Source organism: Phaeobacter sp., from assembly GCF_022825805.1.
Classification (GTDB): Bacteria; Pseudomonadota; Alphaproteobacteria; order Rhodobacterales; family Rhodobacteraceae; genus Phaeobacter.
The window spans coordinates 39935-62721 of sequence record NZ_JAJDWC010000023.1 but is presented as its reverse complement, the minus strand read 5'-3'; the positions used below and the strand labels follow the sequence as shown (position 1 = coordinate 62721).

The 22787-nt window shown below is 56.2% G+C and carries 21 protein-coding genes and 2 pseudogenes; 20 read left to right on the top strand and 3 right to left on the bottom strand.

Annotated elements, in window-relative coordinates; translation table 11 throughout:
* Positions 1–141, top strand: a pseudogene (locus tag Q0C28_RS02355) (IS481 family transposase); the annotation flags it as partial.
* Positions 138–1133, top strand: a pseudogene (locus Q0C28_RS02350) (methyl-accepting chemotaxis protein); the annotation flags it as partial. The pseudogenes Q0C28_RS02355 and Q0C28_RS02350, both read left to right, overlap by 4 nt.
* 197 nt (positions 1134–1330) lie before the next feature.
* Here the strand turns inward: Q0C28_RS02350 and Q0C28_RS02345 are convergent.
* Positions 1331–2590: an NAD(P)/FAD-dependent oxidoreductase gene (locus Q0C28_RS02345; RefSeq protein ID WP_293573040.1), complete on the bottom strand. Its 1260-nt coding sequence runs from the start codon at positions 2588–2590 to the stop codon at positions 1331–1333.
* A 231-nt stretch (positions 2591–2821) separates the two neighbouring features.
* Here Q0C28_RS02345 and Q0C28_RS02340 point away from each other — a divergent pair, with 231 nt between their 5' ends.
* From Q0C28_RS02340 to Q0C28_RS02320, 5 genes are all read left to right on the top strand, one after another.
* Complete coding sequence (locus Q0C28_RS02340; RefSeq protein WP_293573039.1) at positions 2822–3973, top strand: SRPBCC family protein; 1152 nt, start codon at positions 2822–2824, stop codon at positions 3971–3973.
* On the top strand, positions 3973–4389 hold the full coding sequence (locus Q0C28_RS02335; protein ID WP_293573038.1) for a RidA family protein: 417 nt from the start codon (positions 3973–3975) through the stop codon (positions 4387–4389). The genes Q0C28_RS02340 and Q0C28_RS02335 overlap by 1 nt, the downstream gene beginning before the upstream one ends.
* 4 nt (positions 4390–4393) lie before the next feature.
* The gene (locus Q0C28_RS02330) at positions 4394–5068 is read left to right on the top strand and encodes a DUF1028 domain-containing protein (protein WP_293573037.1); all 675 of its coding nucleotides are present in this window, start codon (positions 4394–4396) and stop codon (positions 5066–5068) included.
* Between the two features lie 26 nt (positions 5069–5094).
* A complete protein-coding gene (locus tag Q0C28_RS02325; protein WP_293573036.1) occupies positions 5095–6213 on the top strand; it encodes an SRPBCC family protein in 1119 nt (372 codons plus the stop codon).
* Positions 6214–6279: 66 nt separating this feature from the next.
* Entirely contained in the window at positions 6280–7215 is a 936-nt protein-coding gene (locus tag Q0C28_RS02320) for a LysR family transcriptional regulator (RefSeq protein ID WP_293573035.1), read from the top strand.
* 25 nt (positions 7216–7240) lie between these two features.
* Here Q0C28_RS02320 and Q0C28_RS02315 read toward each other — a convergent pair whose 3' ends face one another.
* On the bottom strand, positions 7241–8275 hold the full coding sequence (locus Q0C28_RS02315) for a LacI family DNA-binding transcriptional regulator (RefSeq protein ID WP_293573034.1): 1035 nt from the start codon (positions 8273–8275) through the stop codon (positions 7241–7243).
* A 165-nt stretch (positions 8276–8440) separates the two neighbouring features.
* On the opposite strand from Q0C28_RS02315, the gene Q0C28_RS02310 reads away from it, so the two are divergent.
* From Q0C28_RS02310 to Q0C28_RS02265, 10 genes are all read left to right on the top strand, one after another.
* Positions 8441–8632 (top strand): hypothetical protein, encoded by a 192-nt coding sequence (locus tag Q0C28_RS02310; protein WP_293573033.1) that lies wholly within the window; start codon positions 8441–8443, stop codon positions 8630–8632.
* Between the two features lie 21 nt (positions 8633–8653).
* Complete coding sequence (locus Q0C28_RS02305) at positions 8654–9799, top strand: TRAP transporter substrate-binding protein (RefSeq protein WP_293573032.1); 1146 nt, start codon at positions 8654–8656, stop codon at positions 9797–9799.
* A gap of 100 nt (positions 9800–9899) precedes the next feature.
* Positions 9900–10415 (top strand): TRAP transporter small permease, encoded by a 516-nt coding sequence (locus Q0C28_RS02300; protein ID WP_293573031.1) that lies wholly within the window; start codon positions 9900–9902, stop codon positions 10413–10415.
* Positions 10416–10430: 15 nt separating this feature from the next.
* Positions 10431–11762, top strand: a complete 1332-nt coding sequence (locus Q0C28_RS02295; RefSeq protein ID WP_293573030.1) for a TRAP transporter large permease — start codon at positions 10431–10433, stop codon at positions 11760–11762.
* A gap of 12 nt (positions 11763–11774) precedes the next feature.
* Positions 11775–13082: a histidinol dehydrogenase gene (gene hisD / locus Q0C28_RS02290; protein ID WP_293573029.1), complete on the top strand. Its 1308-nt coding sequence runs from the start codon at positions 11775–11777 to the stop codon at positions 13080–13082.
* A gap of 2 nt (positions 13083–13084) precedes the next feature.
* On the top strand, positions 13085–13828 hold the full coding sequence (locus Q0C28_RS02285; protein ID WP_293573028.1) for an SDR family oxidoreductase: 744 nt from the start codon (positions 13085–13087) through the stop codon (positions 13826–13828).
* Entirely contained in the window at positions 13825–14796 is a 972-nt protein-coding gene (locus Q0C28_RS02280) for an alcohol dehydrogenase catalytic domain-containing protein (RefSeq protein WP_293573027.1), read from the top strand. Before Q0C28_RS02285 ends, Q0C28_RS02280 begins: the two co-directional genes overlap by 4 nt.
* Positions 14797–14813: 17 nt before the next feature.
* The gene (locus Q0C28_RS02275) at positions 14814–15119 is read left to right on the top strand and encodes a UxaA family hydrolase (protein WP_293573026.1); all 306 of its coding nucleotides are present in this window, start codon (positions 14814–14816) and stop codon (positions 15117–15119) included.
* Between the two features lie 11 nt (positions 15120–15130).
* Entirely contained in the window at positions 15131–16309 is a 1179-nt protein-coding gene (locus tag Q0C28_RS02270; protein ID WP_293573025.1) for a UxaA family hydrolase, read from the top strand.
* Between the two features lie 69 nt (positions 16310–16378).
* Positions 16379–16804: a universal stress protein gene (locus Q0C28_RS02265; protein WP_293573024.1), complete on the top strand. Its 426-nt coding sequence runs from the start codon at positions 16379–16381 to the stop codon at positions 16802–16804.
* A gap of 41 nt (positions 16805–16845) precedes the next feature.
* Here the strand turns inward: Q0C28_RS02265 and Q0C28_RS02260 are convergent, their stop codons facing one another.
* Positions 16846–17475 carry a TetR/AcrR family transcriptional regulator gene (locus tag Q0C28_RS02260; protein WP_293573023.1) on the bottom strand — a complete coding sequence of 210 codons (630 nt, stop codon included), beginning with the start codon at positions 17473–17475 and terminating at the stop codon, positions 16846–16848.
* Between the two features lie 98 nt (positions 17476–17573).
* Here Q0C28_RS02260 and Q0C28_RS02255 point away from each other — a divergent pair, with 98 nt between their 5' ends.
* The 3 genes from Q0C28_RS02255 to Q0C28_RS02245 all read left to right on the top strand — a co-directional run bounded on the left by Q0C28_RS02255 (position 17574) and on the right by Q0C28_RS02245 (position 22581).
* Positions 17574–18725, top strand: coding sequence for an efflux RND transporter periplasmic adaptor subunit (locus Q0C28_RS02255; protein ID WP_293573022.1), 1152 nt, complete (start codon positions 17574–17576; stop codon positions 18723–18725).
* Positions 18725–21871, top strand: coding sequence for an efflux RND transporter permease subunit (locus tag Q0C28_RS02250; protein WP_293573021.1), 3147 nt, complete (start codon positions 18725–18727; stop codon positions 21869–21871). Before Q0C28_RS02255 ends, Q0C28_RS02250 begins: the two co-directional genes overlap by 1 nt.
* 161 nt (positions 21872–22032) lie before the next feature.
* A complete protein-coding gene (locus tag Q0C28_RS02245) occupies positions 22033–22581 on the top strand; it encodes a TetR/AcrR family transcriptional regulator (RefSeq protein WP_293573043.1) in 549 nt (182 codons plus the stop codon).
* The last annotated feature ends 206 nt before the right edge of the window (positions 22582–22787 follow it).

Below are 22787 nucleotides of genomic sequence, written 5' to 3'. Positions count from 1 at the left end.
ACCTCAGACGACCGCGCCGCCGATCTGCCCGTCTGGACACATCTCTACAATTGGCACAGACCACACGCGGCCCTAAAATCAAAACCACCAATCAGCCGGTTACGATTAAATCGGAACAACCTATTGAGGCTCCACACCTAGGTGAAGGATTGTCTCGCCTGTCGCAGGGGGATTTGACTGCGCGCATCGAACAGCCCTTGGCCGAAGGCTACGAGCAGCTGCGCGTGGATTTCAACGGCACGCTCAATACGCTCAACGAAACGGTTGGGCAGGTGATCGAAGCGTCCAGTTCCATTCAAGGGGGAGCTGCGGAAATCAGTCAGGCTTCTGATGATCTTTCGCATCGCACCGAGAGCCAGGCGGCAACCTTGGAACAGACCGCTGCTGCGATCGACGAAATCAATGCAAGCGTGAAATCCGCAGCGGAAGGGGCGCGCAACGTCGAGAAAACGGTGAGCACGGCGCGAAGCGAGGCCGAAGAGAGTGGTGTCGTAGTAAATAATGCTGTGGCCGCGATGACGGAGATCGAACAGAGCTCCAACCATATTTCGCAGATCATCGGTGTGATCGATGATATTGCGTTCCAAACCAACCTTTTGGCGCTGAACGCAGGGGTTGAAGCCGCTCGGGCTGGGGAGGCGGGTCGTGGATTTGCAGTTGTGGCCTCGGAGGTGCGAGCCCTTGCGCAGCGATCTTCTGATGCAGCGATGGAGATCAAAACCCTGATTTCGTCGAGTTCGAAACAGGTTGAGAGCGGCGTGGAATTGGTCGGCAAAGCCGGAGAAGCGCTGCAGTCGATTATGGAGCGGGTCAACCATATTGCCGGGCTTGTGTCTGAAATTGCGACCGGCGCCGAAGAGCAAGCCACAGGTTTGCACGAGATCAACACCGGCATGACGCAGCTTGACCAGGTCACCCAGCAAAACGCTGCGATGGTCGAAGAGGCGACGGCCGCGGGCCATATGTTGAACGCCGATGCCAATAAATTGGCGAGTCTTGTGTCAAAATTTCAAACGGATGATCAGCACGCTGAGCTGTCGAACTCACCGGTTGGTGAGGCGTATGATGATCTGTCCGAGGCTCCGTTTCCATCTGGTGTCGATGATGACGGTTGGCTCAGCGAAGCAAGCTAAATAATTGGCTCGCCGAGGGGCCGGATCAGACATCTGCATCTCACACTCCTCAACAGGCTCAGCGCAGGTCCGCCCTGCGCTGAGCCTGTTTGAGCGGACTGTCTGTCACCCGTGTTATCTGGCCAAAACCTCGGTCTGAGGTGGGCCGCGTCATCGTCAGCTTGAAAGATGCAGCAGGCGTGGCCCGGACCTCAGTCTCATTCAGCGACCATCTTGCGATGCGCGTGATAGGACATATAGGCGTTATCAATCGCAATCTGGTCGACGATGAATTTGGCATCATGCCAAACTCCCCAGATAAATGACGAGCCGCGCCGTGACTGCCAGGGCAGCCCGACAAAATACAAACCCGGAACCTTCGATACGCCGCGCTGATGCACAGGCCGACCGTGGGGGTCAAGAGCGTCAGCCTTCAGCCAGCCGTAGTCGAATTTAAATCCGGTCGCCCAGATGATTGTGGTGATATTGGCCTGTGCCAAATCCAAAGTTCGGATGGGCGACGCAACGCATTCGGGATCTGCGGGTATGTTCCAGGCGTCAGGTTCATCGGGCAGATCAAGGCTGTTTGTCTGCGCGAACTCATCTGCGGCCTTGAGCATAGACAGGTAGTTTGCGTCTCCGGCATCCAGATTGGTCTTCAAATCATCGGCCAGCCGCAGCACGCCATTCTCGCACCCCTCGGTCATGCCAAGTAGCGTGATACCCCGATTGGCCATTTGCCGAAAATCAACGGTCTTGCCACCCTCGGCTCCGCTCACGGCGATGGTCACATGTTCCGTGCCTGGTGCTGGGGTGTCGAGGTTCCAGATTCCCAAAACGCCGAGCCACCAAACGTTGTCTCGGCCGCGATAGCGCCGCGGCGGCCGGTCATGCGGACCAAGCGACAAGTAGACCTGGCGCCCTGCCGCATTGAGCTCTGCTGCGATTTGTGACCCGGAAGAGCCTCCGCCGATGACCAAGACTGCCCCATCCGCCAGCGCGTCTGGATTGCGGTAACTCGTTGAGTGCATTTGATGTATTTCAGCGTGCTCTGGAATAATTGGCGGGATCGAAGGAGTTTGAAAGGCACCGGTCGCGCTGACCACATGGCGCGCGTCATAGCTCCCATCAGGTGTCGTTACTGCAAAACCCGGTCGATCGGTGTGCGGTACAACACTGGTGACCTGCACACCGGTTTTCACCGGCGCTTCGATCATGCGTGCATAGTCTTCAAAGTAGCGCACCACGTCATCCTTGGATGCGAAGCTTTCTTCGTCGACAGAGAACGTCATGTTTGGAAAGCGATCATGCCAGGCAGGGCCATTTGCGACCAAAGAATCCCACCGGGCGCTCCGCCAGCGTTCAGCAATTCTATCTCGTTCCAAGACCACATGATCGATGCCATGTGTGTTCAGATGTTCGCTTGTTGCGATACCCGCCTGACCAGCGCCGATGACCACTGTATCGATTTTTTGCATCGCGGGATTCCTCCGTCGTGTGCTGTTTGCCTCCAGCTAATGCCGGGCGGCTGGACGGAACAACGAGGGATTTGCGAACCATTGATTTTGCACAGGCTAATCAGAGTTAGAAAATGGCTAACCAACGGTAAGGAAGTGTGATGGTTTTTTTTGCGCCTCAGGCCGTGCAGCATCCCGAAAATTGATCTGTCCGCGCCAGCCCACCAGCGCCCGCACAAGGAGATTCGTTTCATGGCCAAAGACCATGTCGACCCCGTCACCGCCTTGCGAGACACCGTTTCGGTACCCTTCGAACAGGCGCGCGCGATGCCCACCGAGGTCTATACCTCTGAAGCCTTCGTGCAAGAAGAGCTGACCCATATCTTTCGGAAGGATTGGTATTGTGTGGGGCGGGTCGATGCGCTTTCGCAGCCGGGAGACTACGTGTCCTGTGAATTGGCAGGCCAACCCATAGTGGTCTTGCGGGATCAGTCTGGTGACCTGCGCGCGATGAGCAATGTGTGCCTACATCGCATGTCGACATTGTTGCATGGCCGGGGGCGCGCCAAGACAATTGTCTGTCCTTACCATGCCTGGACTTACAACCTTGATGGAAAATTGCGGGGTGCCCCCGCGATGACACTGAACGAAAGCTTCTGCAAGTCGGATTATGCATTGCCACAGATCCGCTGTGAGGAGTGGCTGGGTTGGGTGTTTGTTTGCCTGGATCCGGACGCGCGCCCAGTCGCGGAGCAATTGTCCAAGGTCGCCGAGATGATCGATGGCTATAACATGACGAACTACACCGAAGCGTTCTACGAAGAGCATGTCTGGGACACCAATTGGAAGGTGCTGGCCGAGAACTTCATGGAAAGCTACCATCTGCCGGTTTGTCATGCCGGGACCATTGGCGGATTGTCAAAGCTGGAAGATATGGTCTGCCCGCCCGGTCACGATGCGTTCAACTATCATACGATTTTGAAGGATGAGACGCTGGGCATCGCGATGGCTCATCCTTCGAATGATCGTTTGGTTGGTGACGAGCGGCGCACCACATTCCTGCTCGCGCTTTATCCGAGTCTGATGATCACCCTCACCCCCGGTTATTTCTGGTATCTGTCATTGCACCCCAAAGGGCCAGGACAGGTTCACATTCGCTTTGGCGGCGGTATGTCGAATGATTTTGCAGACGATCCAGATGCGCAAGAGAACTTTGTCCAGCTCAAGACGCTGCTTGATGATGTGAATGTCGAAGACCGGGGCTGCACCGAGAAAGTCTATAACGGTTTGCGCTCCAACCTGGCCGAACCTGGTCATCTGAGCCATTTGGAGCGGCCCAATTTTGATTTTGCCAAATACTTGATGGCGCGCATTGATGCAGGCTGCCAAGCGGAGATCGGCTGATGACTCACACGCGCATTCGTCCCTTTAACACCAAGGAAACGTATCCAGAGCAGGCATTGGACAATGATCTGTGCCAAGCGGTGGTGACACGCGGTGGCCGTACCATCTGGTTGCGTGGGCAGTGTCCGCAAAACCTTGATGACGCTGTGAATATCGACAGTCACGACCCCGCAGAGCAAACGCACAAGGTGATGCAGAATATCTGTCAACTGATCGAAGAGGCGGGTGGCAACATCACTCATCTGGTCAAGGTCGTCGTTTACATCACAGATGTCCGACACAGAGAAGCTGTCTATCGCACCATGGGCGAATACATCAAAGGTGTGCACCCCGTTTCGACGGGTTTGGTGGTGCAGGCGCTGGCACGACCAGAGTGGTTGGTTGAAATCGATGCAACCGCTGTAATTCCGGACTGATGACATGACTTTTTCCCTTGTTGCCCGCTGCGCTGAAACTGGCATGTTCGGGGTCGCGATTTCGTCCTCGTCTCCTGCGGTTGCTGCGCGTTGCTCATTTGCGCGCGCTGGCGTTGGGGCTGTCGCGAGCCAGAATGTGACGAACCCGAGCCTTGGCCCTCTGACGTTGGAGCGAATGCAGGCAGGTGCCTCCGCGACGGAGGCTGTGACTGCTACGGCAGAGCAGGAAGAGCATGCGCAATATCGACAGCTCTTGGCCATCGATACGACCGGCAGGACAGCAATTCATTCAGGCCATGAGGCTTTGGGCATTTGGAGCCAGGCAGAAGGCACAGACGTTGCTGCTGCCGGGAACCTTTTGGCGAATGCCGACGTCCCCGCAGCCATCGTAGATGCATTTGAACGCAGTGAAGGCCATCTGGGAAACCGCTTGCTTGATGCGCTCAGAGCGGGGAGCGCCGCTGGAGGCGAGGCCGGGCCGGTCCATTCTGCGGGTTTGCTTTTGGTCAGCAACGTCAGTTGGCCGGTTGCGGATCTGCGCTGTGATTGGACCGATGACTGCCCAATCGCGTCCTTGGATCACCTTTGGGAGATCTACAAACCTCAATTGAACGATTATGTCCGCCGGGCCCTGGCACCGGCAGAAGCGCCGTCCTACGGCGTGCCGGGCGATATCTGACTATTTTGCTACAACAGGAGGCATAGATGACACAATTGCGCGAAAAACTACAGGATCTTGCCGCCTTGCCAGAAGATCGGCCCATGGGCATGCCCGGTGCCTTTTATACGTCGCAAGAGCAATTCGAGCACGAAGCCAACACCGTGCTCAGAAACGGTTGGCATTGCCTTGGTCGCCTCGACGAGCTTGCCGAGCCCGGCGATTTCTTTACCGTTCAGTTGTTGAACGAACCTCTTTTGGTGGTGCGTGGCGACGATGACAAAGTGCGCGTGCTTGCCAATGTTTGCCGCCATCGTGGGATGCCGCTGGCAGAGGGGAAAGGCAATCAGAAGCGGTTCATTTGCACATATCACGCGTGGATGTATGGGCGCGATGGTGCATTGTTGCGCGCGCCACGGATGGAAAACGCAGGGTTTGATCCAAAGTCATGCCGCCTGCCTGAACATAATGTGCAGGTCTGGAACGGGTTCATTTATGTGAACCTATCCCCCGATGCCGCGCCGTTCAGCTACCCGGACCTCGAACAGATGCTCGCGCCCTATGAAACCGACAAATTCCGCGTGGTTCATTCGGCCGAGGAAGAATGGCAGACCAACTGGAAATGCCTGGTTGAGAACTTCATGGAGGGGTATCATCTGAGTGTGGTGCATCCCCAGACGCTCCATGGATACACACCGTCGGGCTTGGCGCGAAAACTGGTCAGCGGCGATGGCTATACATCCTACGCTGCAAATTACCCCGAAAACATTGAGTCACGCGGAGACGGGGCGCCGGGGCTAAGCGATGCTGAGAAACAGCGTTCATCACTGTTTTCTATTTTTCCGACGCAAGTAGTAAGCCAAGCGGCCAGCCTTCTCGTTTCGCTGTCGATCTTTCCAATCAACGCCAATCTGATCCGAGTAAAATGGACGATGTCTGTTTATGGCGATGATCTGAGCGATGACACCATTCAGCAGCGCGTCAAACTCTGGGAAGAAGTGAACCGAGAAGACCGTGAGAAGTTGGAAAAAATGCAAGTGACGTTGCGTTCGGCCCACGCGCTGGAGGGGCCATTGGCTGCGGATGATTATGAGGGGACGATAAGGGATTTCCAAACCTGGCTTGCCAAACAGGATGCGGCGTTCAGCACGGCGCAGTATGCGTAAATAGGCTGGTACCGCCTGATCGGAGCTGATTTGATGCTGCTCAGCAAAGTCCCTCAGGAGCATCAAATGCCACGGTTCACCCTTCGCCAGCTTGAGTATTTTGTCGCGGTGGGGGAAACGGGCAGCATATCGCGCGCGTCACAAAAGCTGAGCGTGTCCTCGCCTTCGATCTCATCGGCGATCACGCAATTGGAAAGCCATTTTGGGATCCCGTTGTTTGTCCGCCAGCATGCGCAGGGCCTCGCGCTGACCAGCGGAGGCCGGCGCGTTTTGGAGCAGGCCCATCGGGTTCTCGCCGAGGCTCATGTTCTGACTGACATCGCAAGCGACGTTTCGACCACGGCCAGAGGTGCACTGACGATTGGTTGTTTTGTGACCTTCGCGCAATTGGTTTTGCCACGGCTGCGTAGGGAGTTTGTGGCGGATTTCCCCGAGATACAGGTGAACCAATGTGAGATGGACCAGGCCGCGCTGTTTGATGCGTTGCGCCGATCCGACATTGATGTGGCGTTGACTTACGACATGGATATCCCGGCTGATTTGCAATTTAGCGGTCTGGTTCGGCTGCGCCCCTTCGCTTTGTTCGATCCGCAGCATCCGCTCGCTGATCGCGAAACAGTGTCGTTGCCAGAACTGGCCGACTGGCCGATGGTGCTGATGGATCTGCCGATCAGTACGGAGTATTTTCTATCTCTGTTTGATGCACATGGTGTCAGGCCCAACATCGCAGAGCGGACGCGAGATATGGCTGTGATGCGGTCGATGGTTGGCAATGGCTTTGGATACTCCATTGCAACCGTCCGCCCACGCAGCGACATGTCACCAGACGGGCAGATGATCCGATCGGTGCCAATCAGTGGCGATGTACGATCATTGCGCATGGGGCTTTTGACCGCACAGAATGCCGATCAGTCCCGCAATATTCGCGCGTTTATCGAGTTCGGGAAGGCGCAGGTGCAAAAGGGCGCGTTTGCAGCAATCGGCGGTGAGGCGCTGAGATAGACGTAGCTGCGCTCCGACAGTGTAATCATGCTGCCTTAACGGGACCGAGGGATTGCCTCAGGCGAATGTCGGTGGGCAATTCGACACACTGTCGGGTGTCTTCTTCCCGCAGCATTTGGATCAGGATACCCGCTGCGCGGCGCCCCATTTCGCGATGTGGGACATGTACCGTCGTCAGGGCCGGTTCTGCCAGCATGGCGATTTCAATGTCATCAAACCCCGTGATCGACACATCTTTCGGCACTGTTATGCCCATCTCCCGCGCGGCGCGCAGCGCGCCAATCGCCAGGACATCGTTGGCACACATTACGGCAGTGGTGTTTGGTGCTGCTGCCATGACTTCGCGAAATGCCGTCTCGCCGCTTTCGATCCCGTAAGGTTTCTCAACAATAAGCAAAGCGTCCGGGTCCTGACCGGCCTCAGCCATGGCGGCTTGAATGCCAAAAACCCGTTCCCTGGCGCGATCGTTGAACTCAGTCGGAGCGGTGATACAGGCGATATTGCGGTGACCTTGTCCCATGACCAGACGGGCGAGTTCTGCCATCGCAGCGCGATTGTCAAAGCCGATCGCTGGACGGTCCTGACCAGCGGAAAACGACCAAGCAACCAATGTCGGTACTTTGCGTTTCTTGAGAAAGGCATAGAGATCCGGATTTCGGTCGTAGCCAATCAGCAAAAGCCCATCTGCACCGCGCGCGACCAAAGCTCTGACCTGCTCGTCTTCGAGTTTTTGACTATAGGCCGACGAGGCTACCAAAAGCGTTTTGCCGTGGCGCCCTAACTCTTCCTGAAAGGCTTGCAAGCCTCTGGCAAAAACAGCGTTTTCCATCGTTGGAATGACGGCGCCCACTGTGTTGGTCTGCTTAGCAGCGAGCGCTCTAGCCCCGAAATTCGGCGCATAGCCAAGCTCTTGTACCGCGCGCAGGACGCGCTCACGGGTTTCCCCAACCACGCGGTCCGGGGAGTTGAGGCAGCGGGATACTGTGGCCGTGGAGACATTGGCGCGTTTGGCCACATCCGCCAGCGTCGGGACATTGTTGCCTTCGATAGGTTGGGTCATTCGTCATCTTCTCATCACCGGCCCGGTAGCTCAATACGTCCGTTCAAAACAAGGCAAAATCGTCGGCGGGAAATCAGGGCGAAAATGTAAGCGCTTGCATTGTGATATGTAAGCGCTTACATTTTCAACGACTCAGGTGTGGCACCGGAGCATTGGGAGGGGAAAATGCCATTTGTGATTGCTGCCGTTTTGCTTGTTGCGTTTGTCGCGAACGTTGTGACCGGTGCAGTAGGAGACGCCCCTTTCGTCGGTATTGTTTCAGAGATGCTGATCCTATTTGGCGCAGCAATAGCCTTTTCCGTCGGCATTCTCCGAAGCGAGGCCCATGCGAATTCCAAAGACAAATCATCAGAATAAGTCCAATTGGGAGGAAAACACATGGACAAGACCAAGGATGATCTGGCCTCAGCAGAGCGCCGAAATTTTCTGAAACTTTCAGGGTCAGGGGCGTTCACTGCAGCGGTGGTGGCCGGAGCAGGGGGGATGCTCTGGTCCAGCGAGGCAGCAGCGCAGACTGCAGCGGAAGAACGTGATCGGGAAGCAGCGGCAGATCATATCATGACGCTTGCAACAGCCTATGTTCTGGGCGCGTCTCGCAGCTATCCGATCATGCAGCTGGATCTGAAAGAAAACATCCAAAACATGACCAATGGCAAGGTCTACGTGAAACTCGCACCTGGGGGACAGCTCGGCGCAGGTGGTGCACTTGCTCAGGCCGTGCAGGGTGGAACGATCCAGTGTGCGCAGCACTCTCTGGCCAACTTTGCACCCTTTGCAAGCGTTGTTGATTTGATCAATCTGCCCTACTTCTGCGGGTCCAATCAGCGGTTTACAAACCTAACCTCGTCAGCTGCCTGGAAGGCTGAAGTCGATCCCAAGATCGCGGCCTCAGGGTTCAAAGCTCTGTTTTATATCGTGATTGATCCACGGGTTGTGGCTGTGCGCAAAGGTGGCAACGCGATCATCACGCCCGGTGATATGTCCGGTGTGAAATTCCGCGTGCCGGGATCCAAAATGCTGCAGCAGTACTACGGCCTTGTTGGTGCCAACCCAACCCCTGTGGCCTGGGGTGAAACACCATCTGCCATCCGCCAGGGTGTTGCTGATGCGTTGGATCCATCAGTTGGCGCGCTGCATGTGTTCGGCTTTGGCGAGATCCTAAGCCACGTTACCTTCACTCAGGCTGTTCCAGACAGCCAAGTCTACTCCGTCAACGCCGAATGGTTCGATAGCCTGCCGATGGATGTGCAGGAAGGCATCGAATTTGCAGGTGAGGTCACTCAGCAACAGAACCTGTCCAAAGTTCCGTCTGCACGGTCCTATGCCATGTCGCAACTGATCGCCAATGGTGTGGAATTCCATTCCCTCAGTGATGATCAGCTGGCCGAATGGAAAGACGCAGGTGGCTACCAGCGAAGCGAATGGGACAGCTTCAAAACAGAGTTGGCAGGTTCCATGGATACCTTCAACAAACTGGATGAAGCTGCGGGAACGCCGTCGCGCTACTACGTGCACGACGCCTAGCGCTTTGCAAGTCGGCGCATCTCGGTGCGCCGACCCTTACCCATTTTCCAGATAGCGCAGGAGCAGGACCGGGCTTTGCCCGGTTCGGAGGGAGGTTGCTATGTCACGGCTCTACCAGGCCATTGATGCAAATGCGGAACGTTGGCTCTTATTGGTGTTTTACGTGATGCTCGTCGGGACAATGTTCATCGAGGTCGTGCGGCGTGAAGTCTTTGCCTATTCGTCCATCTGGGGTGAAGAAATCGTCCGCTATTCGTTTATTTATCTCGCATGGATTGGCGCTGCCGCCGCGGTGAAGGAGCGTGGTCATATCCGCATCGACGTGCTGATGCACTATGTGCCCTATCGCATCAAAGCTCTGCTCTACATTTTTGGCGATGTTGTGATGTTCGTGGTCGCCCTGATCGCGATCTACTGGTCATGGGAAACCGTGCATGTGTCGTGGAAATTCGGCTCCGTCACGCATGGGCTCCGGATCAGCCAGGTGTTTTTCCTGTTTGCCGTGCCTTTCGGTTTTGCGCTGGTGATTTTTCGGTTGGCGCAATCCCTCCTGCGAGATGTCTCAGACCTTCGGAACGGAACACCCGTTTACGAAGGCGACAAGTTGTTTGATTAAGGGGGAGACGCTGCCATGATGTGGCAAACACTTGGGCAACAGACCCTCGAACTTGGTTGGGACTTCTACGGGTCGGTTCTTCTTTTTGTAGGTTTGGTTGCTTTGGCGGTGCCGGTTTGGGCTGCAATCGGTGCGGCAACTATCCTTATGCTGGTAATGTCAGGTGCGCTTCCGCTCAGCCTGATTGGGGAGAAACTGTTCTCCGGCATCGATGCTTTCGCATTGACCGCTGTGCCTCTGTTTATTCTCACCGGTGATGTTCTGGTCCGAACGGGACTGAGCCGGAAATTCCTGGATGTCGCCGAGGCATTGACGTGCTGGGCAAAAGGCGGGTTTGGATCGGCCACTGTCCTGGTGTGTGGTATGTTCGCGGCCATTTCAGGATCCGATGCGGCGGGTGCCGCCGCAGTTGGGCGCATGACAATCGACCGCCTTGTCGAAAGCGGCTACCCGCGACCCTACGCTTGCGCTCTTGTCGCGGCGGGCGCATGTACCGGCATTCTCATCCCGCCATCGATTGCCTACATCATTATCGGCCTGGTGCTCGGTATCGCGGTTTCCACGCTTTTCCTGGCGGCCGTGATTCCCGGTCTTCTGATCCTGTTGTCGATCCTTGTCACCAATATCGTGATGAACCGTCTCAATCTTTGGGAAGGCGGCGGCATCATGACCGCTGCAGAATGGCGGGCCAATCTCTGGCAGACAGTGAAATCCGGTTGGTACGCGTTTCTCGTGCCCGGCATCATTTTCTACGGCATTTTTTCCGGTCGGCTCACCCCGACTGAGGCCGGTGCCGTGGCGGTTGTCGTCACAATCATCATTGGCTTCATCATCGGGACGCTGAAACTCTCTGATTTCCCGGCGATGCTTGTCAGCTCAGCGAAGGTCAATGGCGTCATTCTGCCAATCATCGCCTTTTCGATCCCACTGGCCGAGGCGCTTGCGATCATTGGTGTGCCACAGGGGTTTGTGGGGGCGTTGACCTCGGTCAGCAGTAATGAATTCGTGTTGATTGGCATGATGGTTCTGATCCTGATCGTGGCTGGCTGCGTCATGGAGACAACGCCCAACATCGTGATCTTGGCGCCGATCCTTTATCCTTTGGCGCAAGAGATCGAAATGAACCAGATCCAATTCTGCATCATGATGATCACGGCCCTGGGTGTTGGTTTCATCACCCCGCCACTTGGACTGAACCTCTTTGTGGTGTCGGGGATTACAGGGGAATCCATCCTCAAGATCGCCTACCGCGCTGTGCCGTTTGTGTTCTTCATGCTGCTGGTGACGCTGATGATTGCCTACATCCCAGCGTTCTCCACTTCGCTTCTTCCAGATGTCTACCGATAGGACCCGAAACAGATGACCAGAGTCTATCTCAAGAAAGCAACCCTGACACCGCGCAGCGGCGCGTCTGATGTCACCGACATCGTGCAACGCATCCTCAACGACATCGAAGAGGGCGGGGACGCAAAGGCGCTCGAATACGCGACACAGTTTGACAAATACGATGGCAACGTCCTGCTGACGGACGAAGAAATTCAGGCCGCAATCGACGCTGTTCCAGACAAGCTGAAGCGCGATATCGAGTTCAGCCACCAGAACGTTAAACGCTTTGCCGAGGCGCAAAAATCCTCCATGACGGATATCTCTGTCGAGGTTGTTCCAGGCATGACCGCAGGGCAGAAAATGATCCCCGTTGATGCTGCTGGTTGTTACGTGCCAGGGGGACGCTACAGCCACATCGCCAGTGCGATCATGACGGTAACGACAGCGAAGGTTGCAGGGTGCAAACACATCGTGGCCTGCTCCCCGCCACGCCCTGACGTCGGCATCGCACCGGCTATTGTCTATGCCGCGCATGTATGTGGCGCAGACAAGATCATGGCCATGGGTGGTGTGCAGGGCGTCGCGGCCATGACGTTTGGCCTCTTTGGTTTGCCCAAGGCCAATATTCTTGTGGGGCCAGGCAATCAGTTTGTGGCCGAAGCCAAACGCATTCTGTTTGGGCGCGTTGGTATCGATATGATTGCAGGTCCAACAGACAGTCTGATCCTGGCAGATCAGACCGCGGACCCTCTGGTGGTTGCGACGGATCTCGTGGGGCAGGCCGAGCACGGCTACAATTCACCAGTTTGGTTGGTCACGGACAGTCGGCAATTGGCCGAAGAGGTGATGGAGTTGGTGCCGGGGCTGATCGATGATCTGCCCGAGGTCAACAAAGACAACGCAACCGCAGCATGGCGCGATTATGCTGAAGTCATTCTTTGCGATAACCGCGAAACGATGGCCGCCACATCGGATGAATACGCGCCAGAACATCTGACGGTGATGGCGGATGATCTGGATTGGTGGTTGGATCGTTTGACTTGCTATGGTTCGCTGTTCTTGGGCGAAGAAACCACCGTTGCGTTCGGTGACAAAGCTTCTGGCACCAACCATGTGCTCCCAACCTCTCGCGCCGCTACGTACACTGGCGGGTTGAGCGTCCATAAATATATGAAAATTGTGACATGGCAGCGGTCTACCCCCGCAGCGATGAAGCCAATTGCCGAGGCGACGGCCCGGATTTCACGTTTGGAGGGCATGGAAGCCCATGCGCGGACAGCCGACATCCGGTTGGCCAAATACTTCCCCGGCGAAAACTTTGATCTGACGGCCGAGGACTGAAGATGCCGGAAAGTTATCTGCCAAATCTCAAAGGGCGTGTGGCACTAGTGACCGGAGCAAGCTCCGGTCTTGGCCGCAGGGCTGCACAGGTTCTGGTCCAGGCTGGAGCGCAGGTTGTTGGCGTTGCACGCCGCGAGGCGGCTTTGGCAGATCTGAATGGCGTTGCGCCGATCTCTTGGGATCTGTCAGACCGCGGCCAGCTCCCCGCTTTGGCAGAGGCTGTTGCGACACCGTTTGGTTCTCCTGACATTCTTGTTCATGCGGCGGGGGTCAACACACGGGAACCCGCTGATCAGGTAACCCCAGCCGGTTGGGATCTGACCTTGGATCTGAACTTGGCTGTGCCATTTTTTCTATCCCAACACCTGGTTCCAGCCATGCAGCAAAATGGTTGGGGGCGGATCGTCAACTTTGCGTCTTTGCAAAGTCATCGCGCCTTCCCAGCGGGTCTCAGCTACGGGGCCTCTAAAGGAGGCATCGCGCAGCTGACCCGTGCAATGGCAGAGGCGTGGTCGCAACATGGAATTTGCGTCAACGCGCTTGGCCCGGGGTTCTTCAAAACCGAGCTGACAGCCGCAGTGTTTGATGACCCCGAACGCGCGGCCCGCAATGCGGCGCAAACCTGTATCGGCCGCAATGGCGAACTGGCGGACATCGATGGTCCGTTGCTGTTCTTCTGCTCTAATGCTTGCAGTTACGTGACCGGTCAAACGTTAATGGTCGACGGGGGGTTCACAGCAAAATGAAGGCCCTTGTTTACACTGGTGTTGAAACGCTTCGCTACCAAGACGCAGCAGATCCAGAGCCGCAGGATGGCGAGGTTCTGGTCAAGGTGGAAAGTGTCGGGATCTGCGGATCGGACATGCATGCCTTTCTGGGTCACGATGATCGTCGTCCCGCGCCCCTGATACTTGGTCATGAAGCGGCTGGGACCACCTCTGATGGTCGCCGAGTCACCATCAACCCGCTCGTGGTTTGCGGAACCTGTCGATCCTGCGCTGCGGGCCGGGAAAATCTCTGTGATCGTCGTCAGATTATTTCTATGGCACCAAGGCCCGGCGCGTTCGCAGACTATGTTGTTCTACCAGAACGAAATTTGGTGCAGGTTCCCGATGCGATCCCCTTGGAAAAGGCGGCTCTTGCCGAACCTATTGCTGTCAGTTGGCACGCCGTGCGCCTGGGTCTGAACGCAGCGCATACGGACATGCGCCAAAGCGCACTTGTGATTGGTGGCGGCGCAATTGGCGTCGCAGCCGCGCTGAGTTTTCTGGCGCAGGGCGTTACAAATGTAACCTTGGTTGAACCGAACAACTTGCGGCGGTCCTACATTGGTCTGGATGCAAATTACCGCGTTGTTCAACCAGATGACATTTCTGGCGAGTTGTTCGATCTGACTTTCGACGCTGTTGGGTTTGATGCCACGCGTGAAATGGCAAGCGCGGCAACACACCCGGGTGGCGTCATCCTGCACACTGGACTGGGTGGTGGTGCTGCGGGGTTCGATATCCGGCGGATTACGCTTCAGGAAATAACTGTGATCGGAACCTACACCTACACCGATCAAGACTTCAAAGACACATGTGCAGCGATGTTCAGTGGCGCGCTTGGGCCGCTCAACTGGACAGAGATCCGGCCGTTGTCAGATGGCGCTGCTGCCTTCGACGACATCAGGGCGGGAAACACAGCCGCCCCCAAAATCATTCTCAAACCCTAGGATAACCGGAGATACTTATGTCAAATCCCGCCCCGAATGAAGTTCCCCATTTGTTGGTCCACGAAGAGGCTGACAATGTTGGGGTTGTTGTTGTCGAAGGGCTGACAGCTGGCACAGACATGTTGTGCTGCATCACCCACGACAACTCCACATTTCGTCTCACGGCCGGAGCGGATGTCCCCATTGGCCATAAGATCGCGCTGAAGGATCTGAAAGATGGGGATACTGCCGTGAAGTATGGCGAAGATATCGGCAAGATCATCGCCGATATCCCCCAAGGCGGACATGTTCACACTCAAAATTGCAAAACAAAGCGCTGGTAAGGATCAAAGAAATGACAAAGCTCTCGAACATGACAGTCATGGGGTATCGGCGTGAAAATGGCCGTGTTGGTGTCAGAAACCATGTCCTTATTCTGCCAGTAGACGACATCTCCAATGCCGCTTGTGAAGCCGTCGCAAACAACGTCAAAGGCACACTGGCTATCCCGCACGCTTATGGGCGCTTGCAGTTCGGTGAAGACTTGGAGCTTCATTTCCGCACCATGATTGGCACTGGGTCAAATCCCAACGTCCATTCTGTTGTGGTCATCGGGATTGAACCCGGCTGGACGAACCGGATCGCGGAAGGCATTCGGCAAACTGGCAAAGAGGTCGCTGAGTTCTCAATCGAGCAGAACGGGGATTTTGAAACCATTCGGGCTGCCTCCTGGGCTGCCAAAGACTTCGTCCACAAAGCGACAGAGGTGCAGCGAGAAGAGTGCTCCATCAACGAACTCTGGATTTCCACGAAGTGCGGTGAAAGCGACACCACTACCGGTCTTGGATCCTGCCCAACCGTCGGGAATATGTACGACAAGCTCCTGCCAGAGGGGATCACAGGTTTCTTCGGCGAGACCTCCGAAATCACCGGTGCAGAGCATATTTGCCAAAAGCGCGCGATCAACGAAGAGGTTGGAGAGCGGTGGTACAAAATGTGGAAAGCCTATCAGGACGACGTTATTTTTGCGCATCAAACTGACGATTTGTCTGACAGCCAGCCGACCAAAGGCAACATCGAGGGCGGTCTGACCACCATCGAAGAAAAAGCGCTGGGCAATCTGGAGAAAATTGGCCGGACTTCGAAATACATTGATATTTTGGAGCCTGCGGAAATGCCTGCCTCGGGCAAGGGCTTGTATTTTATGGACAGTTCTTCTGCGGCGGCTGAGTGTGTGACACTGATGGCAGCTGGCGGCGCAGTGGTTCATACATTCCCAACAGGGCAAGGCAATGTTGTCGGAAACCCGATTGTTCCGGTGATCAAAATCACCGCCAATCCACGCACGGTTCGCACCATGTCGGAGCATGTCGATCTTGACGTTTCGGGCATTTTGCGCCGCGAGCAAACCATTGATGAGGCCGGCGACGCGCTGATCGAAATGATCCGCCGAACTGCAAATGGCCGTCACACCGCTGCCGAAGCGCTGGGTCACCGCGAATTCTCGATGACCAAATTGTATCGGAGCGCCTGATCTCGTTTTTGGAAGCGGTCGGTGCGTCTGCCCGCTTCCAATCATTCTGGCCCCAACAGGGAGCGATCAATGCCAAAATCTATCCTGATTCCTGTCGCCATCGATCATGAACCGCTTGTCGCCCAAAAACTCGCCACCGCGCGGGATTTGCTGCAGCCTGGCGGGAAAATTACGCTGCTGACCGTATTGGAGGCCATTCCGGGGTTCACGGCTGAGTTTGTGACCGTGAAGTCAGAGAACAAGCTGACCACAAAGATCTTGGCACAGCTGAAACAACAAGCGGGAGATGCCACCGATATCGACTGTCGCGTGGCGACCGGGAAACCCGGTGTCAAGATTGCAGAGGTGGCCCGTGACATCGGCGCAGATTTGATCATTGTTGGCGCGCATCATCCCTCTGCGATGGACTATTTTCTCGGCTCAACCGCGGCACGCGTTGCACGGCGCGCACCTTGTTCGGTGTTCATTCAGCGCGCTGAAACACCTACGTCCTGATTAAGACCTTCTGGCCACTTTCGGCACCAAGCCATGCCCGACTATTCGTCTGCGCGAGGAGGCAGATAGGCGTTGCCGACGAGTTGTAGATAAACATCTTCATCGATCTGCACATTGGTGTTCTTGGCCTTGTTGTCCAACCGTAGAAACGAATGCCCATGCACGGCGCACCACAGGGCATAAGCTCTCGCGCCGACCTCTGGGCTATCAGGATCTTGGCACAGGTGTTCTGCCACCACTCGTCTGACGATTGCCAGTTTTGCCTTCCCTTCTTCGATCATTTCTCCGTCGTTGGAATGGCCTGAGGTCAAGCCGAACATCAGCATGAACACCCCCGGTTCGCTCTGTGCGAATTGGGTGTAGGATTTTCCCAAAGCCACCACACGCCGGGGATCTCCCGCATCAAAGGAGTCTGCGGCTGTCTGCATTGCATGTTCCATGCGCTGCATGCCTGCCAGTACGACCCCCCTAAGAATATCCTGTCTGTCTTTGAAGTGTTTGTAGGGTGCAGCTGTGCTCACTCCGGCCAACCGGCATGCTTCCGCCACTGAGAAACCATCAGGACCACGTTCTTCTACAAGTTGTCGGACAGCCTCCAAAAGATGCTCTTTCAGGTCGCCGTGATGATATTTTTTCTTCTTGTTTAACAAACGATTGCCTTCTTGCGTCACTGCTTAGGTCGATTTTCTTTTTGACGATGTTAGAAACGCTAACATATGTTAGCAATGCTAACTTCTTCCTGTCGTCTCAGAAAATCTACGCTCACGCCATGACAAATTCGCACGAAAAAATCAAATTGCCCCTTGGCCGCATGGTGGCAAGAACGGCTCTGACGCTAGTGATTATGGGCGGTGCGGTTGCCAGCGGCGTGGCTGCCTATGGCACGCTGTCCGCACGCGCGGCACAAACCGTGGATCAGGGCGTGGCGCCCCCCACCGTTGTGCGTCCGATCGCCATTAAAATGCAGACAGACATGACAGTTGGGCGGCGATTTGCTGGTCAATTTGAAGCGCCGCAGGAAACGGTGCTCAGCTTTGAAGAGCCCGGAACGGTCAGCGAAGTTTATGTGCGCGAGGGCGATGTGGTTTCGCGAGGCATGGTGATTGCACGGCTCGATGATCGGTTATTGATGGCTGAACAGGACCGGTTGCATGCCTCACGCGACGCAATTGCAGCCCAGGTTGAATTGGCAAAGCGGACCAATCAACGCCAGCAGAGACTGTTGGAGACTGGTCATGTTTCGGCCCAACGGGTTGATGAAACATCGCTAAGGTTGGCCCAGCTGACAGCAACAGCTTTGGAGCTGGAGGCCGCGCTGGATGCGGTGGCGGTGCGATTGTCAAAAACTGTTCTGCGTGCGCCGTTTGATGGAATGGTTGGTCAGCGCGCGGCAGACGCAGGTGTCGTGGCCGCCCCTAGTGCGCAGATTGTGACTGTTCTTCAGACCGGAACCGCGCGCTTCCGTGTCAGTGTTGATCCAGATCTCGCGCAAAAGATGACCATGGGTGACAGCGCACATATCGTATCGGGTGCGCGCAGCTATCCTGCTGTTCTGGCGCACCTCGCGCCCGAACTGGATCCTGTTACGAGGGCACAGTTCGCGTTTTTTGATGTCTTGTCCAATGACGTGCCGCCGTCGCGTGCCGCCGGTGAAGTAACCATCACGCAGACGATCCCAGCTGTCGGCGCCTGGGTTCCCCTATCTGCGCTGCAACAGGGGTTGCAAGGAACATGGTCGGTGTTGACGGTCAGTGGCGCAGCGCAGCCTGTTGTTGGGCGCGAATTGGTTGAGATTATCCAGATCGAGAGCGACAGGGCCTATGTCAGGGGCAGCTTCACCGACGGCGCATTGATCATCCCTGCCGGAACGCATCGCGTTGTGCCGGGGGAGCCTGTTCAAATCGCAGCGGAGCGGTTCTGATGTCTGGCAGCCTGGCGAGCCTCACATGGCGCAACCCACGGATCGTTGCTCTGATCTTACTGGTGATCCTGGCGGCTGGTCTGTCTTCGTTATGGTCCATCGGGCGCCAGGAAGATCCGACCATCACCAATCTCTTCGCAACAGTGAAGACCCCATATCCGGGCGCCGAGCCCGCAAGGGTTGAGGCGCTTGTCACAGCAGAAATTGAAGAGGCGCTCCGCGAGATCAGTGAGGTCGATGTGATCGCCTCTACATCTGCGACGGGCATCTCGATTGTGTCAATCGAGCTGGATGAGACAATCGCCAAAAGCCGGATTGAGCAGGTCTGGTCAGAAGTGCGCGATGCACTGTCCGAGGCATCAGATGATTTCCCGTCTGGCGCGGCAGAGCCTGAACTGAACACCGATGGTGCTGGCGCCTACGGCGTGATCGTTGCGTTGACCTCAAATCACGATGGCGTACCCCTGGCGCTTTTGTCTCGGATGGGGGACGTGTTGGCGGATCAATTGCGCAACGTTCCGGGAACCAGCCTGGTGGATGTTTTCGGCCAGCCCGAGGAAGAGGTCACTGTCACTCTCCACGCAGGTCGCTCCGCAGCGTTGGGCATCACAGCTGATGATGTGGCTGCTGCCATTGCCGCAGCGGACCCTAAAATCAGCGCCGGCAAGGTGAGCAATTTCTCTGACGAGTTGGTGGTCGAGGTTGCTGGAGAAATCGACGCCCTGTCCCGCCTGCAACGCATCGTTTTGCGAGACGGGTCACAGGGCGCCATGCTGCGTCTGGGCGACATCGCTACATTTGATCGTGGCCCACGCTTGCCCGCGTCAGAATTGGCCTTTCAGGATGGTCGACCTGCAATTCTGGTGGCCGCCAAGCTGAACGAAGGTTTGCAAGTTGATCGCTGGGCGCAGTTCGTCGGCGACGCGCTGGCGTCTTTTGCCGCGACATTGCCACACGGGATGGAACTGACACGGGTCTTTGATCAGTCCTCCTACACCTCTGATCGTTTGGCGGAAGTCGGATACAATATGCTCGTCGGGGTGGGGCTGGTGATTGCTGTTCTGCTCTGCACTCTTGGCCGGCGATCGGCCATTATAGTCGCCATCATTCTGCCGGTCGTGACCTTGGCCAGCGTCGCGACAATGAATGCCATTGCTCTGCCGATTCATCAGATGAGCGTGACTGGTCTGGTCGTCGCACTTGGCCTGTTGGTGGACGCAGGGATTGTGATGACCGATGAAATTGGCCGCCATATCCAGAATGGGGTCACTCGTTTGCGCGCTGTCGAGAAAGCGGTGAAGCGTTTGACACTGCCGCTTTTCGCATCGACCGCAACCACGGCACTCAGCTTCACCCCGATGATCTTGCTCCCCGGCGGTGCGGGGGATTTTGTTGGGGCCATCGCTATTGCTGTGGTGATCATGTTGTCGTGGTCTTTTCTGGTTGCCATCACCGTCACGCCAGCACTCGCCGGTTGGGTTTTGCCGTCGCAGGCGTCGGGCTCATGGGCCAATGGGTTGCCTTCCGGGGTGGCAGGGCGATTGTTCAGAGCAACGTTGCTATGGGCAGCGCACAACCCAATTCGGTCCATTTCCATGGCGCTTGTGTTGCCGGTTCTGGGTTTTGCCACGCTGCCTTTGCTGACTGCTCAGTTCTTTCCGGGTGTGGACCGCGATCAATTTCATATCGAGGTAGATTTGGCGTCCGGAACGGCCCTGTCTCAAACCCAATCAGTGGTGACGCAACTGGATGTTGCCTTGCGTGCAGAACCGGGGATCGAGAGCGTGACCTGGACAGTCGGCACATCTGCGCCAGCATTTTACTACAACATCGCGGGTGGGCGCGACGCGGCCCCGGCCTATGCGCAGGCTCTGGTGCGCACCTCATCTGCGGCCGTAACGGCTGCGCTCTTGCCAAAGCTGGAACAAACCCTGCCTGTCGTTGCACCCGAAGCCCAGGTCTTGGTGCGAGGGCTGGTCCAGGGCCCACCAGTGAGCGCGCCTGTGGAAATTCGCCTTGTTGGCCCTGACATAGCCGTGCTGCGGGAGGAGGGCGAAAAACTACGCCGCATCATGATTGCTGAGGATGCTGTTTCGCTTGCGCGGGCAACAATTGCGGCAGGCGCGCCGAAGCTTGAAATCGATGTAGATGAAGCCGAAGCGCGACGCCTGGGGCTGAGCCTTTCGGATGTGGCGCGACAGCTGGATGCTGCTCTGGTGGGGCGCACTGGTGGCTCTCTTGTTGAGGGTACAGAGGAACTGCCGGTGAGAGTGCGCATGGGGGAGAGGCTTCGTGGCGATCCTGCATTAATCCGGGACATGGCGATCCTGCCTGCATATGCCGCAGAAACCGCAGCGACTGGAGCCCATCCCGGCGTGCCTCTATCCGCGATTGCAGAAGTGGTCCTGACCCCAGGTGATGGAAGTATCACAAGGCGGAACGGCGAGCGCGTCAACACGGTACAAGCTTTTCTTCTGAACGGTGTGCTGCCAGAAGAAGCCCTGAGCCAAATTCGCACCAGCATGACAACAGCGGGATATGCGCTTCCACCGGGCTACCGGATTGAGGTCGGCGGCGACAGCGATGAACGCGCCTCCACCGTCAACAACCTGCTGGCTCCTTTGGGATTGATCATCACTCTTTCCATTGCGGTGATTGTTTTCACACTGAATTCGTTTCGGCTCGCAACTGTCGCTTTGGTGGTCAGTGGTCTCGCAGCTGGCCTGTCTATCTTGGCGCTTGCGATCTTCAACTTCCCGTTTGGAATTACAGCCATCATTGGTTTGATTGGATCAATCGGGGTCAGTATCAACGCTGCTCTGATCATCATGACCGCATTGCAAGAGGATGAACGCGCTGCCTCGGGGGAACCAGACGCCATGACGGATGTCATCATGAAATCCTCGCGCCACATTGTTTCTACGACGATCACCACGTTTGGTGGCTTTCTCCCGCTTATTCTTGCGGGCGGTGGGTTTTGGCCGCCTTTTGCGGTGGCCGTCGCAGGCGGAGTTCTGTTGTCCACGATCATCAGCTTCTATTTCGTGCCACCAGCGTTTCGTTTGGTTTACGCAAAGCGAAATCAATCCAAGCCTGATCAGCAAATCGGCAACAAAAGGGTTACGCTGTTGCAAGCAGCTGAATGATCGCGAATGTGTATTTTCCGAAAGACGTCGCAGGTTTTGCAGTGCATATGTGGGGGTATGTACTGAGACCGACCCTGTGAGCTGATGAAACCTGCCAGTGACCCACATTTTCGCCGCGCAAAACGGCCAAGCAGGAACGCTCGCGACGCAAAGTCGAACATATACTCGACGTTACATTGGAGTTGCTTGCCGAGGGCGCAGTGGATCGTTTGTCCACCAATTTGATCGCCTCGCAGGCTCGCATCAGTGTTGGGAACCTGTACCAGTTTTATCCGAACAAAGACGCGATCCTCTGTGATCTTCTGCGCCGGTGGCAGGAACAAACAGTCGAGGTGCTAAACGACCTGGACGCGCGATTTGCCAAGGGGATCCAGCCCGAAGAGTGTATCGACGGGATTTTGCGCGCTTTGGGATGCAACACCGCGCTCAACTCCCCGGGATATTGGAACTTGCGCGCCGCATTGGAGCGGTCGCCTGAACTGTCCCAGTTCTCGCATGAACAACATGAACCGATACGTGATCGTATCACCGGCCTCTATGAGGCCTGCGCAATGCCGGTCCAAGATACCAAAGCCGGTGGGGTAGGGATGCTGCGAAGCCAAGTTACAATGGCCTGCCTTTACACGTTGTCACAAACGGCAACTGGGGACAGGCAGGAAGAGATTCTGGAACGGAGCCGTCAAATCCTGATGACGGCTTTTGATTTGTGATTGCGCATGAAACTTGTTCCAAAGGTCGATCTGCCAAAGGTTCGGCCTCCTGACAGGAAGGCTCACCTTTGGCGTGTTCTTAGCCATCAGGCGCTCTCTTCAGTCAGTCTTTTCTCGCACGCATTCCTATTGGTTGACGCCCCATTCTTCCTGCCAATAGCTGTTTATTAAACTCTCTATCTTAGCGTTTTCGCGGTCAAAGGAGA